The organism is Streptomyces polygonati, assembly GCF_042650325.1.
Lineage (GTDB): Bacteria > Actinomycetota > Actinomycetes > Streptomycetales > Streptomycetaceae > Actinacidiphila > Actinacidiphila polygonati.
The window spans coordinates 290,429-305,654 of sequence record NZ_JBHSBB010000019.1; the positions used below are offsets into that span (position 1 = coordinate 290,429).

The following is a 15,226-nucleotide window of genomic DNA, read 5'->3' on the forward strand; positions in this document are numbered from 1 at the left end:
GCCGAGATCTTGAGCGCGCGGCCGGTGGGCGTGTGTGCGATCCACCAGCCCAACTTCCTGCCCCGGCTCGGCACGCTGGCGAAGCTGTTCGCGGCGGACCACTGGATCGTCCTCGACGACGTCCAGTTCGCCCGCCGCGACTACCAGCACCGCGCCCGCATCGCCCCACCCGGCCGACCCGACCTGGCGCACTGGCTGAGCCTTCCCACCCATCTCCCCGACGGCCGGGCCACCTTGATCCGCGAAGCCCGGCTGGCTGATCCGCGACGCAGCCGCGACCTGACCGCGCAGGCGATCCGCCACTGCTACCGCCGCAGCCGCCACTGGCAACAGATCAGCACCGTCCTGGACCGCGTACTCGACGGCTTCACCAACTCCAACCGGACCGCCCTCGTGGCAGAGAGCTCCACCCGGGCTCTCCTCGATCTACTCGGCTGGCGGGGCGAGATCATCCGCAGCAGCCAGCTCCAGGGCCGCCGCGAGCGCTCGGAGCGGCTCGCCGACCTCGCCGCCGTCACCGGAGCCACCACGTATCTCTGCGGCCCCGGCGGTCTCCGGTATCTCGATCACGGTCCATTCAAGGCCGCCGACATACGTGTAGTGCCATTCCTCACGCCCACCGACGGCCTTTGGAGCAACAGCCGCCGACTATCAGCGCTTTACGCGCTCTCCGAACTGGGTGCGACGGGTCTGGCTTCCGCACTCTCTGAGACGGCTGCGCGGAAGGGCACACTGCGGCTCCCGACTTCCTGAGAGCACTCGCCCACCTCTGGTAGTCGATTCGTCAGCGTCGCTTTGCCACCTGTGGCCCGACTCCGAGGAACGGACCCGGGCTGCCGTCGACAAGGCCTACGCGGACCGCCCCGGCGAGGGCGACGCGCCGGCCAGGAAAGCGGCATAGCCACTCCCCCGCGCCGGCCCCGCGGCAGATCCCTTGCGGACTGTTTGCGGACCGCAAGGGGGTAGATCAGGCGGCGTGCTTGCTCCGCCGCAGGTCAGACGTCGATCCGGGCGCGATCCAGGGTCGAGGCAGAGTTGGTGATGAACTCCTTGCGTGGCGCCACCTCGTTGCCCATGAGCAGGTCGAATGCCTGCTCGGCGGCTTCGATGTCGCTGATGTTGATGCGGCGCAGGGTGCGGTGGCGGGGGTCCATCGTGGTTTCGGCGAGTTGGTTGGCGTCCATTTCGCCGAGGCCCTTGTAGCGCTGGATGCTGTCCTTGTAGCGGACGTTGCGCCGCTGGAGGTTCAGCAGGGTCTGGCGGAGTTCGTTGTCGGAGTAGGTGTAGACGTACTTGTCCTGGCCCTTCTTGGGCTGGACCAGCTCGATCCGGTGCAGCGGGGGGACCGCGGAGAAGACCCGGCCCTCTTCCACCATGGCGCGCATGTAGCGCTGGAAGAGGGTGAGCAGGAGGATGCGGATGTGGGCGCCGTCGACATCGGCGTCGGCCAGGAAGATCACCCGGCCGTAGCGCGCCTGGTCGATGTCGAAGGTACGGCCGGATCCCGCTCCTATCACCTGGATGATCGCGCCGCACTCGGCGTTCTTGAGCATGTCCGAGACGGACGCCTTCTGAACGTTGAGGATCTTGCCGCGAATCGGCAGCAGTGCCTGGAACTCGGAGTTGCGGGCCAGTTTGGCGGTGCCGAGCGCCGAGTCGCCCTCGACGATGAACAGTTCGCTGCGCTCCACGTCGTCGCTGCGGCAGTCGGCGAGCTTGGCCGGCAGCGAGGAGGTCTCCAGGGCCGTCTTCCTGCGCTGGGCCTCCTTGTGCTGGCGGGCGGCGATACGGGTCCTGGCCGCGGCGACGGTCTTCTCCAGCACGGCCCGCGCCTGCGCCTTGGTGTCGCGCTTGGCCGAGGTCAGGAACTCCTTCAGTTCCTTGGCCACCACCGCGGCGACGATCCGGTTGGCCGCCGAGGTGCCGAGCACCTCCTTGGTCTGGCCCTCGAACTGCGGCTCGGCGAGGCGGACGGTGATCACCGCCGTCATGCCCTCCATCGCGTCGTCCTTGACGATGTCGTCCTCGGCCACCCGCAGCATCTTGGTGGCGCGCAGCACCTCGTTGACGGTCTTGGCGACGGACCGCTCGAATCCGGTCACATGGGTGCCGCCCTTGGGGGTGGCGATGATGTTGACGAAGGACTTGGCGGTGGTGTCGTAGCCGGTGCCCCAGCGCAGCGCGATGTCCACGCCCAGTTCCCGGGTGACCTCGGTGGCCGTCATGTGCCCGACCTCGTCCAGCACCGGCACGGTCTCCTTGAAGGAGCCGGTGCCGGTGAGCCGCAGCACGTCGCAGATCGGCTTGTCCGGGGCGAGGTACTCGCAGAATTCGCTGATCCCGCCGTCGAAGTGGAAGATCTCCTCGACCGGGCGGTCGGTGTCGAGGCCGCGCTCGTCGCGGACCACGATGGTCAGGCCCGGCACCAGGAAGGCCGTCTGGCGGGCCCGCTGGTGCAGGTGCTCCAGGGAGAGCTTGGCGTCCTTGAGGAAGATCTGGCGGTCCGCCCAGTAGCGCACCCGGGTGCCGGTGCGGGTGCGCGGCACCTTCTTGGTCTTGGTCAGGCCGCTCGCGGGGTCGAACGGCGCGTCGGGGCCCGATTCGGTGAAGAGGCCGGGGACGCCGCGCCGGAAGCTGATGGCGTGGGTGTGGCCGTTGCGGTCCACCTCGACGTCGAGCCGGGCCGACAGGGCGTTGACCACGGAGGCGCCGACGCCGTGCAGACCGCCGGAAGCGGCGTACGATCCGCCGCCGAACTTGCCGCCGGCGTGCAGCTTGGTCATCACGACCTCGATGCCGGACAGCCCGGTCTTCGGCTCCAGGTCGACGGGGATGCCCCGGCCGTTGTCCCGTACCTCGACGGAGGCGTCCTCGTGGAGGATCACCTCGATGCGGTCCCCGTGGCCGGCCAGGGCCTCATCGACGGAATTGTCGATGATCTCCCAGACACAGTGCATCAGACCGCGACTGTCGGTCGATCCGATGTACATCCCGGGCCGTTTGCGGACGGCTTCGAGGCCCTCGAGGACGAGCAGGTGCCGCGCGGTGTAGTTGGAGCCGTCACGATCCGCGCCGGCCAGCAGCGCGGAGGACGGCACGGATGTCTCGGCGGTCACGCGGGCAGCTCCTCGATCCAGATGTTGTGATGTTCGTCAACCGAAAGTCGGTCGCATCGGTGAGAGGGTACCGATGCCGGGCAGGTGGGCAACGCCGCGACCCGGCATCCGGAACGCCCATACTAGCCCTTATCGAGCACTCGTTCGATAACCCGCGCGAGTGATACACATGTCACGTTCCCAAAGACGCATGAACCATTTAGGCTCCGGGCACGTCCTCAGGAACAACCCGACAGCCAGCCGGGGGCGAGGTCGGACAACTGCCCCACATGAGACATCTGACGTAACTGACTGCTATTCGCCGCCAATCGGTAACACCCAGTCACTCTGAAGACGGTTTCCCAGGAAATGCTGTGAGCGGGAACGTTTTCGGCCTGGTTGGATGTTGACCCTGGTACGACAGCTCGTCGAGCTAGAGAAGAGGCGACGTGACCACTGTTCTGACCCCCGCGAGTCCGCTGACAGCGGCAGACCGCTGCGACCGTTGCGGCGCTCAGGCTTACCTGCGCGTTGTACTCCTCAGCGGCGGAGAGCTGCTCTTCTGCGCTCACCACGGCCGCAAGTTCGAGCCGGAGCTGAAGAAGATCGCAGCGGAAATACAGGACGAGACCGGCAGGCTCACCGACACCCAGGCGTCGGCGGGAGACGACGAGCGCTGACACATAGCAGCAGCGACGAGTTCGGACCCGTGGGCGGACGGACCCCTTGAGGGGGTGTCCGCCCACGGATTTTCCCGGCAACGCCGGCTCTCATCCGGGTCTTCACATGTGCTGCGCGACCAGCGCCGCCACCGCGGAGACCCGGGTGTAGACGCCCGGATACGCGGCCTGCGCACACCCACTGCCCCACGACACCAGACCTACCAGGCGGCCGGCTACGACCAGCGGCCCGCCGCTGTCGCCCTGACAGGCGTCATGGCCACCAGCGGGCGCTCCGGCGCACATCATGGTGGCCCTCACATATGTTCCGTCCGAACTCCCCGGATACGCCTTCTCACAGGTCGTGTCCGCGAAGACCGTGACCGGCGCCGCCCGGAGCGAATCGGCGTAGTCGCCGCGCCCGGTGGTGTCACCCCAGCCGTAGACCTCGGCCTGCGTGCCGTCCTGATAGAGCGCGGTGTCCGAGGGCTGCGCCATGCCAATGGCCGCCCCGCTGGGGAGCGCCTGGTCCAAGGTGATGACCGCGACGTCCCCGGCATTGGTCGAAGCGTCGAAGCCCGGGTTCACCCATACGTCGGAGAGCCGGAGTTCCTCGCCCGCTTCGCCGGTCAGATCGGTGCGTCCCTCGATCACCCGGAGATCGGACAGCTGCCGCCAGTCGGACACGCCCAGCGCCTCCCGGCCGAAACAGTGCGCGGCGGTGACGACCGTACGCGGCCCGACGGCCACACCCCCGCAGAACTGACCCGAACGGGCGGCGCCGAAGCGCGAGCGGCTGGACAGCGCCACCACCCACGGTTCCTGATCAGTGCTGGTAGGGGTGCCGCCGATGATCACACCGTTCGCCGCCGCCGGGGTGGCCGGTCCCGCCAGAGGCACGGCCGCCGCGGGCAGCAGTGCCACCGCTGCCGCGATCACGGCACGAAAGGGGAAACGCATACGGCCTCCTGACCCTGTGAACAACTCTGCGTACCCAGAGTCATCGATAGGGCCGGAGGCCGCATCCGCAAGGAAGGCGTCCGAAGCCCGGGAGCGCGCTCGGCCGGGAAAACCCGCCGGAGGCGCTGCCGGGATCAGTCCAGGTAGTCCCGGAGCACCTGGGAGCGCGACGGGTGGCGCAGCTTGGACATCGTCTTGGACTCGATCTGCCGGATCCGCTCGCGCGTCACCCCGTAGACCTTGCCGATCTCGTCCAGCGTCTTCGGCTGGCCGTCGGTGAGGCCGAAGCGCATCGACACCACGCCCGCCTCCCGCTCGGAGAGAGTGTCCAGAACCGAGTGCAGCTGCTCCTGCAGAAGCGTGAAACTGACCGCGTCGGCCGGTACGACCGCCTCGGAGTCCTCGATCAGGTCACCGAACTCGCTGTCGCCGTCCTCACCCAGGGGGGTGTGCAGCGAAATGGGCTCGCGGCCGTACTTCTGGACCTCGATGACCTTCTCGGGGGTCATGTCGAGTTCCTTGGCCAGCTCCTCCGGGGTGGGCTCGCGGCCCAGGTCCTGGAGCATCTGGCGCTGGACGCGGGCCAGCTTGTTGATGACCTCGACCATGTGCACCGGGATGCGGATGGTACGGGCCTGGTCGGCCATGGCGCGGGTGATCGCCTGCCGGATCCACCAGGTGGCATACGTGGAGAACTTGAAGCCCTTGGTGTAGTCGAACTTCTCGACCGCACGGATCAGGCCCAGGTTGCCCTCCTGGATCAGGTCCAGGAAGAGCATTCCGCGTCCGGTGTAGCGCTTGGCCAGCGAGACCACCAGGCGGAGGTTGGCCTCCAGCAGGTGGTTCTTGGCCCAGCGGCCGTCCTCGGCGATGATCTCCAGTTCGCGCTTGAGCTTGGGGGCGAGCTTGTCGGCCGCGGCGAGCTTGTCCTCGGCGAACAGGCCGGCCTCGATCCGCTTGGCGAGCTCGACCTCCTGCTCCGCGTTGAGCAGCGGGACCTTGCCGATCTGCTTGAGGTAGTCCTTGACGGGGTCGGCGGTGGCACCGGCGACGGCGACCTGCTGGGCAGGCGCGTCGTCCTCGTCGTCGTCGGAGAGCACGAAGCTCTCGGACTCCGGCTTCTCGGTGTCGTCCTCCCCGGTCTTGCCGGGAGCGGCCTCGTCGAGCAGTTCGTCGGTCTCGGCGACCGCCTCGTCCTCGCCGGGTACGGTGGCGGTGGTCTTCTTGGCCGCCGCCACCTTCTTCGCGGGGGCCTTCTTGGCGGCCGTCTTCTTGGCGGCGACCTTCTTCGCGGGCGCCTTCTTGGCTGGGGTTTCCGCCTCCACCGATAGCTCCACCGTGGTCTCGGCCTGGGCCGTCACCTCAGGGGCGGCAGCCGTGGGCACAACGGTCTTCTTGGCAGGGGCCGCCTTGGTGGCGACCGTCTTGGTGGCAGTACGCTTCGCCGGGCTCTTGGCTGCGACGCTCTTACGGGTGCGCTTGGGCGCCTCAGCGGCAGTCACCATCAGCGTCACACCCTCCTCGTCGAGGACCTGGTTGAGGCTGCGCAGAACGTTCTTCCACTGGGTTGCCGGAATCTGGTCCGCTTCGAAGGCCCGACGTACGTCGTCGCCGGCGATCTGGCCCTGGGCCTTACCCTGCTCGATGAGCGCCATCAGAGACTCGGATTCGGCGATCTCGGACGGGAGCGTACGGGATGTGCTGGCCGACACGAACAACCTCTCGGAACGATGGGAACGACTCGGTGGAACCGCACAGCGACTCAGCGTCAAACTCGAAGCTGAATATTCCTCGTGTGGACGCCACCTCTTAAGTCATCGCACTGCCTCGCCAAGCGTTACGCCCTACCTACGTGGCCCGAGTCACACCCCGAATCGTACCGATAGGCATCAAAAGGTACATCTTTCGCGCGCAAGGGCCGCCGCGGGTCCCGATGGCGGGGCCCGCGGCGGCCCAGAGGGGTGGTCAGTGCTCGCGAGGGGCCGGGACGACATGGTCGGGCGCGGTCGCGGCCTGCTGCTCGGTGGGCACCGCCAGCAGCTGGCGCATCGCCGCTTCGGCCGTACCTCCGTCGCCGCCGGCCAGCGCGTCGACGATGCGGTGGTGCAGGCCGACCGAGGCGTCCGCCGGGCGGTCGCAGCCGGTGACCGGACCGCCGGAGACATGCAGGGCGGAGGAGACGATCCCGGACAGGTGTTCCAGCATCCGGTTGCCCGCGACCTGCAGGAGCAGTGTGTGGAATTCGGCGTCGGCCCGCGAGAAGGTGAGCGCGTCGCCCTGGGCGGCGGCGTGCGCCATGATCTCCGCCATGTCGGCCAGCCGCTGCTGGACGTCCTCGCGTCCGTGGCCGGCCGCGAGCCGGGCGGCCAGCGGCTCCATGGTCCAGCGCAGTTCGAGCAGTTCGCGGCGCTGCTCGTCGCGCTGCGGTCCGAAGGCACGCCATTCGATGATGTCCGGGTCGAGCAGGTTCCAGTCGCTGACCGGCCGGACCCGGGTGCCGACGTTGGGGCGGGCGCTGACCAGGCCCTTGGCCTCGAGCACGCGCAGGGACTCGCGCACCACCGTGCGGGAGACCTCGAAGCGCTGGCCGATTTCCTCGGGTACCAGCGGGCGGTCGGCGCCGAGGTCGCCGGAGACGATCATCTGTCCGAGCTGCTGGACGAGTTGGCCGTGCAGACCCCGGCCGCGGCTGCCGCCGGCGCGGCGGCCGACCCGGCTCATGTCCGGCTCCACGCCTTCCCAGGACGGGAGTCCGGGGCGGTCGGCGCCGGGGGCGTCTGCGTACGGATAGCGGTCCAGCTCGCCCGGACCGGCGATACCGGAGTCGGCGGAACGGGCCGCGGTCATCATGGAATGCGCAAGGGTACTCACGCATCCTTTGTCGGCGATGCCGATGCGGGCCTTGAGGGCTTTGCTGAAAAGCACACGAAAGGGTGAGTGCTCATCACCTGATAATTGACGTTTTTGTGGATGAATCAGCCCTTTTTGCCGGTGAGCGTGGCGGCCGCTCCGGCTCGCAGCGCGGTCGACCGCCGACCGCGGCGCCGACCGCGCAAAGCGCTTGCCGCATACGCCCCGACCAGGCCGGTCAGTGACAACACGAGGGCCAGGAAGAGGGGTTGGCCGACGAAGCGGAGTGCCCCGGACACCGCGCTCCCGTCCTGGGAGACACCTGTCACCACCGACCACAACGCACCGGCGGCGTCGGCGAGTTCCCCCGTGGCGTGGCCGCCGAGGGTTGCTCGAACAGCAGGGACGACGATCACCGGAACGGCCAGCACGGCGGCGAGTCCCAGCGCGGTGGTACGGAAGACCGCCGCGGCCAGCACCCCCGCCCAGGCGCAGCCGACCGCGAGTCCGGCCCAGGCGGCCAGTGCGGCGGGATGCGCCCAGGGCTCGAACGTCCGCGCTGCGCCGGAGACGGTGCGCAGCATCCCGATGTCGAGGACGGTGGCGAGCACGGCCAGCAGGAGAGCGGCCGCCCCGCTGACCACGAGTTTCGCGGCGAGCAGCCGCGGACCGCGCGGCTCGGGGCCGTATCCGGGGGCGAGCGCCGGATACATGAACTCCTGCCCGTAGCTGAGCGCGCCCAGGCCGCCGGCGCCGATGGCGGCGGCGGGCAGCGGCAGTTCGGTGGCCCAGCCGGAGACCAGCCGCAGCGACGAGGTGGGGACGGCGCCCAGCCTGGTCATCAGGGCGGCGCCGAGCGCCGATCCCAGCAGCGCCGCCGCGGCGGCGGGCCAGGGGGTGCGGATACCGAAGGCACGCCGCAGCTCGTATCCGAACGGGCGTTCCGGCCCGGTCCGGTGGGCGATCAGCCGCGCGGGCGGCGCTTTCCGCGCCCGGGCCGGCTGCGGGATGTCCGGCTCCGCCGGCCAGCCGTCCCGGCCGGTCTCCTCGGCGAGGTGGTGCAGCAGGATCCCGTGGCGGTAGGCGGCCTCCCCGACCGCCGCACAGGTGCTGCCGAACACCGCGATACGACTGCCGGTCCCTGTCACGACCTCCGCGCCGTCGTCGGCCAGCAGCCCGGCGAGCCGCTCGGCATAGGGGGAACGCACCGCCACATGGGGGCGCAGCCGGGTACGGGCGAAGTCCTCGGCGGGTTCGTCGGTGACGATCCGGCCCTCCTCCAGCGCGATCACCCGGTCGGCGGTACGTGCGAGCGCCCGCGGGTCCCGGCCGGTCAGCAGCACGGCGCCACCGGCCGCGGCGTGCTTGCGTGCCAGGTCGTGCACCCAGGCGGCCTCCCGGGGCGGCAGTCCGCGGGCCGGGTCGTCCAGGATCAGCGCCCGGGGGCGGGCCAGCAGCGCCACGGCGAATCCCAGACGGCGGTCCATGCTGAGCGAGAAGGCACCGAGCCGTTCCCGGGCCATCGCGTCGAGCCCGACCAGGTGCAGCATCTCGTCCGCCCGGGACAGCGGGACTCCGAAGGCGGCGCAGAGCATCCGCAGGTGGCCGCGGGCGGTGCGGCGCGGGTGCCCGCTGACGTCGCCGAGCAGGGCGCCGATCTCCCGGGCGGGGTGCGGCAGATCGTTCAGCGGGCAGCCGTCCACCAGGGTGAACCCGCGGCCCGCCTCCACCCCGAGCAGCAGCCGGACCGCGGTGGACTTGCCGGACCCGGCCGGCCCGAGCAGACCGGCCACCTCCCCCGGGCGGATGTCGAAGGTGAGGTCGGCCACGGCGGGCCGGGCGTTGCGGCGGGAGCGACGAGCGGCGCTGGTCAATCCGATGGCCTGGATCACCCCAGTACCATAACCCCCAAAATTCGCAAATGGGACAAAAGGTCCCGCGAATCAGACGTCCGGCCGCAGCATCGGCGGATTGAGCAGGGTGGCGTTGCCCGCCCTGAACAGCTGTGCCGGACGCCCGCCCTGACGTGTCGTCGTGCCCCCGGTCGGCACCAGGAAGCCGACCGTCCCGGTCACCTTGCGGTGGAAGTTGCGCGGGTCGAGCGCCACACCCCAGACCGCCTCGTACACCCGCCGCAGCTCGCCGACCGTGAACTCGGGCGGGCAGAAGGCGGTGGCCAGCGAGGAGTACTCGATCTTCGACCGGGCCCGCTCCACACCGTCGGCCAGGATCCGGTGGTGGTCGAAGGCCAGCGATGTGGTCTCACCGGGGTGATCGGGGCCGCTCTCCGCCAGCAGCGTGTCGACCGGGGCCCATCGCGCGCTGCGGGCGTCGCCCCCGGCCCGCGGCGCGGGCAGGTCGGGCGCCAGCACGAGATGCGCGACGCTGACCACCCGCATCCGCGGGTCGCGCTGCGGGTCGCCGTAGGTGGCGAGCTGTTCGAGGTGCGCGCCGTTCTGCGCGCGCAGCCCGGTCTCCTCGGCGAGCTCACGGGCCGCGGCCTGCGAGAGGTCTTCGTCGCCGCGGACGAAGCCGCCGGGAAGCGCCCACCGCCCCTGGAACGGCTGCTCGCCACGGCGGACGGACAGTGCGCACAGGGCGTGCTCCCGCACCGTGAGCACGACCAGGTCGACGGTGACGGCGAAGGGCGGGAAGGCCGACGGGTCGTAGGGCGACATGCCGCGATCCTAGTCGTCTCCCTGACGATAATCAGCCGGATCGCCAGCTTCGTGATCAGGTCCCGGGCTGCCACCCCCTCCCTTCGAGCACCCGGTCAGGGCCCGTCTACCGTTCCTCGACGGGAGCCGCAGCTCCTGGCACCACCTCGCACTCCGGAGGCAGACCCATGACCGCCCACCGCCAGCCCGGCACCGTCCTCACCGACCACACCTTCGCCGTTCCCCTGGACCACGCCGTGCCCGACGGGGAGCAGATCGAGGTCTACGCCCGTGAGGTCGTGGCCGTGGGGCGGGAGCGGGATCAGCTGCCGTGGCTGCTCTATCTCCAGGGCGGTCCGGGCGGTCGTTCGCCGCGCCCGCTGGGCAGGAACGACTGGCTCGACCGCGCGCTGGACGACTACCGGGTGCTGCTCCTGGACCAGCGCGGCACGGGCCGCTCCACCCCGGCCACCCGCCAGACCCTTCCCGAGCGCGGCGACGCCGCGGCCCAGGCGCTCCACCTCTCGCACTTCCGGGCCGACTCCATCGTCCGGGACTGCGAGGTGATCCGGCGCGGCCTGCTCGGCGCGGACGAGCGCTGGAGTGTCCTCGGGCAGAGCTTCGGCGGCTTCTGCGCGATCACCTACCTCTCCTTCGCTCCCGAGGGGCTGCGGGAAGTACTGATCACCGGCGGGCTTCCGGGGCTGCGGTCCAGCGCGGAGGACGTCTACCGCGCGGCCTATCCGCGGATCGAGCGCAAGAACCTCGGCCACTACGCCCGCTACCCCGGCGACATCGAAGCGGTACGGGCGATCGTCGCCCAGCTGCGCGAGGCCGAGGTGACGCTCCCGGGCGGCGGACGGCTCACTCCCGAGGCGTTCCAGGCGCTCGGCATGATGCTGGGTTCCGCGAACGGCTCGCACACCCTGCACTATCTGATCGAGGACGCTTTCGTGCCGGGGCTCTCCCGGCCCGCGCTGTCCGACTCCTTCCTCGCCGAGGTCCAAGGTCATCTTTCCTTCGCCGGCAATCCCCTCTACGCGGTGCTGCACGAGGCGATCTACGGGCAGCGCTCCGTCTCGCCCGGCCCCACCGGCTGGGCGGCCGAGCGGGTCCGCCGCGAATTCCCGCAGTTCGACGCCGCCCGGGCGCTGGAAGGCGACGGTCCGGTGCTGTTCACCGGCGAGACGATCCATCCGTGGATGTTCACGGCCGATCCGGCGCTCGCACCACTGCACGAGACGGCCGAACTGCTGGCGGGCCAGGAGCAGTGGCCGGACCTCTACGACCCGGACCAGCTGGCGGACAACGAGGTGCCGGTGGCGGCGGCGATCTATCACGACGACATGTATGTCGACACCGCCGACTCGCTCGCCACCGCCCGGGCGGTCCGGAACCTGCGGACCTGGGTCACCGACGAGTACGAACACGACGGTCTCCGGGTGAGCGGCGGCCGGGTCCTCGACCGGCTCGTCCGGCTGGCCCGCGGCGAGCTGTAGTCGCGGCCACCACCCGCTTGCGGCGCTCCTGACGAAGGCAGCGCCGCAACAGCTCCGGATCCAGCCCCTCGTTGACCGAGTGATGCAGCAACCGCGCGAAGGTGTAGTGGGGTTCGCGATCGAGGGCCATGGCGAGGGCGACCCGTGCCTCGGCGTCGTCGCCCGAGGACCACGCGACCCATCCGGCCAGGGCCAGCGGTGCGGCGGCGTGATCACCGTACGGGCCGGCGCAGCGGCGGGCCAGCGCCCGCCACAGCCGCAAGGCCGCGTCCGCCTGCGCGGGCTCCATCCATTCGGCGGCCCGGTCGCGGGCCTCCCTGTCCTGCAGGCCGAGGATGATCGTGGCCGCCTCGTCGTCGCCCAGCAGCCTGTCGTCCCGCCGGTCGCCGCACTCGGGATCGCTCATCGGCGGCGCCGCACGGAACCGCTCCAGAGCGGCGCGGGCCAGGCTGAGGGTGCGCTTCCTGAGCTGCTCCTCCTGATCCCCGCCCGGGTCGTCGCCCAGCATGAGCGGCACGAGTTCGGCCGAGGCGATGTCCAGTGCGAGCTCGTGCCCGCGATGGCGCTCGGCGGGTTTGAGCCGGACCTCCAGGTCCCGCTGGGAGCCGGGAGGAGGCAGCCCCACATACGCGGCGGTGGCGGCCATCGCCGTACTGCCGGGCGGCGGAAGCTCCTCACCTTCGAGCGGGCCGGTCGCGGCCTCGGGCCGGCAGTAGGACCACCAGCGGCCCGCCGACACGCAGAGGGCCTCTACGACCGGCACGTCCAGCTCGCCGCAGGCCACCCGCAGGCACTGGGCCAGCGGTCGCAGCCGGTCCATGACGGCGGACGGGCGCTCGCCCGCTCGCGGGTCCTGGCAGAGAAACAGGACGATGGCGTCCGGCCGGGCGCCGCGCCGCGTACTGTTCCGCACCAGGGCGTCCGCGAGTTGTCCTGCCACCTCCGGCCATTCCTCCGGATCCTGCGGCAGACCGAGGCGCAGCCGCCCGCCGAACCGGCCGCGCTCCCCGTGGAGTGCCACCATCACTACGCTTTCGGTGGGATGGAAGCCCATCAAGTACGGCAGGGCGTCGGCGAGTTCGGCGGGGCCGCGCAGGGTGACCTTGATATCGCCGTCCGCCTTCGGTGACTGTGTGTGCTGAGTTTCGTCGCTCTGTGTCATGAGTCGACGATGACGCATCCCACGCGTTTCGCGCCAGACCCCCCTGAATGCCTGTGGATAACTTCGGACAGAGTTATCCACAGATCACGGAACGAAATTCGCGGACTGCCGGTCCCATCGGGTTGCATGGAGCCATGAACGAAACGACCACCGCACTGCGCACCTCGGCCGACACCGTCCTGTGCCGACTCGTCGGCGCCGCGCCCGGCGCCGCACGGCTGCGCGAGGACCAGTGGCGCGCGGTCGAAGCACTGGTCGCGCACGGCCGGAGAACTCTGGTCGTGCAGCGCACCGGCTGGGGAAAGTCAGCCGTTTACTTCGTCGCCACCGCGCTGCTGCGCGAGCGCGGCAGCGGCCCCACCGTGATCGTCTCGCCCCTGCTCGCGCTGATGCGCAATCAGGTGGAGGCTGCGGCCAGGGCCGGAATCAAGGCCCGCACCATCAACTCCTCGAACACCGAGGAGTGGACCCAGATCGAGGCCGAGGTGGCGGCCGGCGAACTCGACGTCCTGCTGGTCAGCCCCGAACGGCTCAACAACCCGGACTTCCGTGACGAGGTCCTGCCCAAACTCGCCGCGACCACCGGGCTGCTGGTCGTCGACGAGGCACACTGCATCTCGGACTGGGGTCATGACTTCCGCCCGGACTACCGGCGGCTGCGCACCATGCTCGCCGATCTGCGACCGGGCGTGCCCGTACTGGCGACCACCGCCACCGCGAACTCCCGTGTGACGGCGGACGTGGCCGAACAGCTGGGGACCGGCGCCACGGGGGCCGATCAGGAGGGAGCCTTGGTCCTGCGGGGGACGCTGGACCGCGAGAGCCTGTCCCTGGGAGTGCTGCGGCTGCCGGACGCCGCCCACCGGCTGGCCTGGCTCGCCGACCACCTCGACACCCTGCCGGGTTCCGGCATCATCTACACGCTCACCGTGGCCGCCGCCGAGGAGATCACCGCGTTCCTGCGCCAGCGCGGCCATCCGGTCGCCTCCTACTCGGGCAAGACGGAGAACGCCGAACGCCAAGCCGCCGAGGCCGACCTCCTGGCCAACCGGGTCAAGGCGCTGGTGGCCACCTCGGCGCTCGGCATGGGCTTCGACAAGCCCGACCTCGGATTCGTGGTCCACGTCGGTTCGCCGGCGTCGCCGATCGCGTACTACCAGCAGGTCGGCCGAGCCGGCCGCGGTGTCGACCACGCGGAGGTGCTGCTGCTGCCCGGCCCCGAGGACGAGTCGATCTGGCGCTACTTCGCCTCGCTCGCCTTCCCGCCCGAAGAGCAGGTCCGCCGCACCCTGGACGTCCTCGCGTCCTCCGACCGCCCGCTGTCGGTCCCAGCCCTGGAACCCCGGGTCGACCTGCGCCGCTCCCGGCTGGAGATCATGCTCAAGGTGCTGGACGTGGACGGCGCGGTGCGCCGGGTACGCGGTGGCTGGACCGCCACCGGCCAGCCGTGGGCCTACGACACCCAGCGGTACGCCTGGGTCGCACGCCAGCGCGCGGCCGAGCAGCAGGCGATGCGGGATTACGCCACCACGACGGACTGCCGGATGGAGTTCCTGCGCCGCCAGCTGGACGACGAGCAGGCGGCGCCCTGCGGCCGGTGCGACAACTGCGCGGGAGCGCGTTTCCCCGTCGAGGTGTCGGCCGCCGCGCTGGACTCGGCCCGTGCCGCCCTCGGCCGTCCGGGGGTCCAGCTGGACGCGCGCAAGATGTGGCCGACCGGGCTGGAAGCGGCCGGCGTGCCGCTCAAGGGCCGCATCCCCGCTGGCGAGCAGGCCGAAACGGGGCGCGCGCTGGGCAGGCTGTCCGACATCGGCTGGGGAAACCGGCTGCGCCCGCTGTTCACCGACGGCTCCGCCGACCAGCCCGTTCCGCCCGAGGCGGCCGAGGCGGTGGTGCAGGTGCTCGCCGACTGGGCCAGGGGCCACGGAGGTTGGGCGAGCGGGCAGGCCGACGCGCCGCAGCGGCCGGTGGGTGTGGTCGGCGTCGCCTCGCGCCGGCGGGGCCTGCTCGTGGACTCGCTCAGCGCCCGTATCGCCGAAGTGGGCCGGATACCGCTGCTGGGCAGGGTGGAGTACGCCGACGGCGGCAATCCCGGCGGGATGCCGCGCAGCAACAGCGCACAACGCGTACGCGCCCTGCACGGAGCCTTCCGGCTGCCGGCCGATCTGGTGGCGGCGCTGGCGGAGGCGCCCGGACCCGTACTCGTGGTGGACGATTTCGCGGACACCGGATGGACACTCGCAGTCGTGGCCCGGATGCTGCGGAAGGCGGGGGCGACAGCGGTGTTCCCGCTGGTCCTGGCTGTTCAGGGCTGATCGGGTGGTGCCGATCATCACACCGGGCG

General features: G+C 70.6%; 11 protein-coding genes. 4 read left to right on the forward strand and 7 right to left on the reverse strand.

Annotation, left to right across the window (positions count from 1 at the left end):
• Window positions 1–9: 9 nt before the first annotated feature.
• The gene (locus tag ACFO3J_RS26865; protein WP_386434344.1) at window positions 10–753 is read left to right on the forward strand and encodes a WbqC family protein; all 744 of its coding nucleotides are present in this window, start codon (window positions 10–12) and stop codon (window positions 751–753) included.
• A 242-nt stretch (window positions 754–995) separates the two neighbouring features.
• Here the strand turns inward: ACFO3J_RS26865 and ACFO3J_RS26870 are convergent, their stop codons facing one another.
• Window positions 996–3,116, reverse strand: coding sequence for a DNA gyrase/topoisomerase IV subunit B (locus ACFO3J_RS26870; protein WP_386434347.1), 2,121 nt, complete (start codon window positions 3,114–3,116; stop codon window positions 996–998).
• A 428-nt stretch (window positions 3,117–3,544) separates the two neighbouring features.
• On the opposite strand from ACFO3J_RS26870, the gene ACFO3J_RS26875 reads away from it, so the two are divergent.
• The gene (locus tag ACFO3J_RS26875) at window positions 3,545–3,775 is read left to right on the forward strand and encodes a DUF7455 domain-containing protein (RefSeq protein ID WP_311299451.1); all 231 of its coding nucleotides are present in this window, start codon (window positions 3,545–3,547) and stop codon (window positions 3,773–3,775) included.
• Between the two features lie 102 nt (window positions 3,776–3,877).
• On the opposite strand, the gene ACFO3J_RS26880 is transcribed toward ACFO3J_RS26875, so the two are convergent.
• The 5 genes from ACFO3J_RS26880 to ACFO3J_RS26900 form a co-directional block, all read right to left on the reverse strand.
• Window positions 3,878–4,714 carry a S1 family serine peptidase gene (locus ACFO3J_RS26880; RefSeq protein WP_386434350.1) on the reverse strand — a complete coding sequence of 279 codons (837 nt, stop codon included), beginning with the start codon at window positions 4,712–4,714 and terminating at the stop codon, window positions 3,878–3,880.
• A 134-nt stretch (window positions 4,715–4,848) separates the two neighbouring features.
• Window positions 4,849–6,426: an RNA polymerase sigma factor gene (locus ACFO3J_RS26885; RefSeq protein ID WP_386434353.1), complete on the reverse strand. Its 1,578-nt coding sequence runs from the start codon at window positions 6,424–6,426 to the stop codon at window positions 4,849–4,851.
• Between the two features lie 253 nt (window positions 6,427–6,679).
• The gene (locus ACFO3J_RS26890; RefSeq protein WP_386434356.1) at window positions 6,680–7,585 is read right to left on the reverse strand and encodes a FadR/GntR family transcriptional regulator; all 906 of its coding nucleotides are present in this window, start codon (window positions 7,583–7,585) and stop codon (window positions 6,680–6,682) included.
• A gap of 104 nt (window positions 7,586–7,689) precedes the next feature.
• On the reverse strand, window positions 7,690–9,456 hold the full coding sequence (locus ACFO3J_RS26895) for an ATP-binding cassette domain-containing protein (protein WP_386434359.1): 1,767 nt from the start codon (window positions 9,454–9,456) through the stop codon (window positions 7,690–7,692).
• Window positions 9,457–9,507: 51 nt separating this feature from the next.
• Window positions 9,508–10,242, reverse strand: coding sequence for an NUDIX hydrolase (locus tag ACFO3J_RS26900; protein ID WP_386434362.1), 735 nt, complete (start codon window positions 10,240–10,242; stop codon window positions 9,508–9,510).
• A 167-nt stretch (window positions 10,243–10,409) separates the two neighbouring features.
• Here ACFO3J_RS26900 and ACFO3J_RS26905 point away from each other — a divergent pair, with 167 nt between their 5' ends.
• A complete protein-coding gene (locus ACFO3J_RS26905) occupies window positions 10,410–11,720 on the forward strand; it encodes an alpha/beta fold hydrolase (protein ID WP_386434365.1) in 1,311 nt (436 codons plus the stop codon).
• Here the strand turns inward: ACFO3J_RS26905 and ACFO3J_RS26910 are convergent.
• Entirely contained in the window at window positions 11,632–12,882 is a 1,251-nt protein-coding gene (locus tag ACFO3J_RS26910; RefSeq protein ID WP_386434368.1) for a DUF4192 domain-containing protein, read from the reverse strand. The genes ACFO3J_RS26905 and ACFO3J_RS26910 overlap by 89 nt on opposite strands.
• A 134-nt stretch (window positions 12,883–13,016) precedes the next feature.
• On the opposite strand from ACFO3J_RS26910, the gene ACFO3J_RS26915 reads away from it, so the two are divergent.
• Window positions 13,017–15,197 (forward strand): RecQ family ATP-dependent DNA helicase, encoded by a 2,181-nt coding sequence (locus ACFO3J_RS26915; protein WP_386434371.1) that lies wholly within the window; start codon window positions 13,017–13,019, stop codon window positions 15,195–15,197.
• The last annotated feature ends 29 nt before the right edge of the window (window positions 15,198–15,226 follow it).

Excerpts from the sequence above, each read along its gene's own strand:
- ACFO3J_RS26915 (WP_386434371.1), top strand. The coding sequence starts at position 13,017 with ATGAACGAAACGACCACCGCACTGCGCACCTCGGCCGACACCGTCCTG.
- ACFO3J_RS26880 (WP_386434350.1), bottom strand. The coding sequence starts at position 4,714 with ATGCGTTTCCCCTTTCGTGCCGTGATCGCGGCAGCGGTGGCACTGCTG.
- ACFO3J_RS26910 (WP_386434368.1), bottom strand. The coding sequence starts at position 12,882 with ATGACACAGAGCGACGAAACTCAGCACACACAGTCACCGAAGGCGGAC.
- ACFO3J_RS26905 (WP_386434365.1), top strand. The coding sequence starts at position 10,410 with ATGACCGCCCACCGCCAGCCCGGCACCGTCCTCACCGACCACACCTTC.
- ACFO3J_RS26900 (WP_386434362.1), bottom strand. The coding sequence starts at position 10,242 with ATGTCGCCCTACGACCCGTCGGCCTTCCCGCCCTTCGCCGTCACCGTC.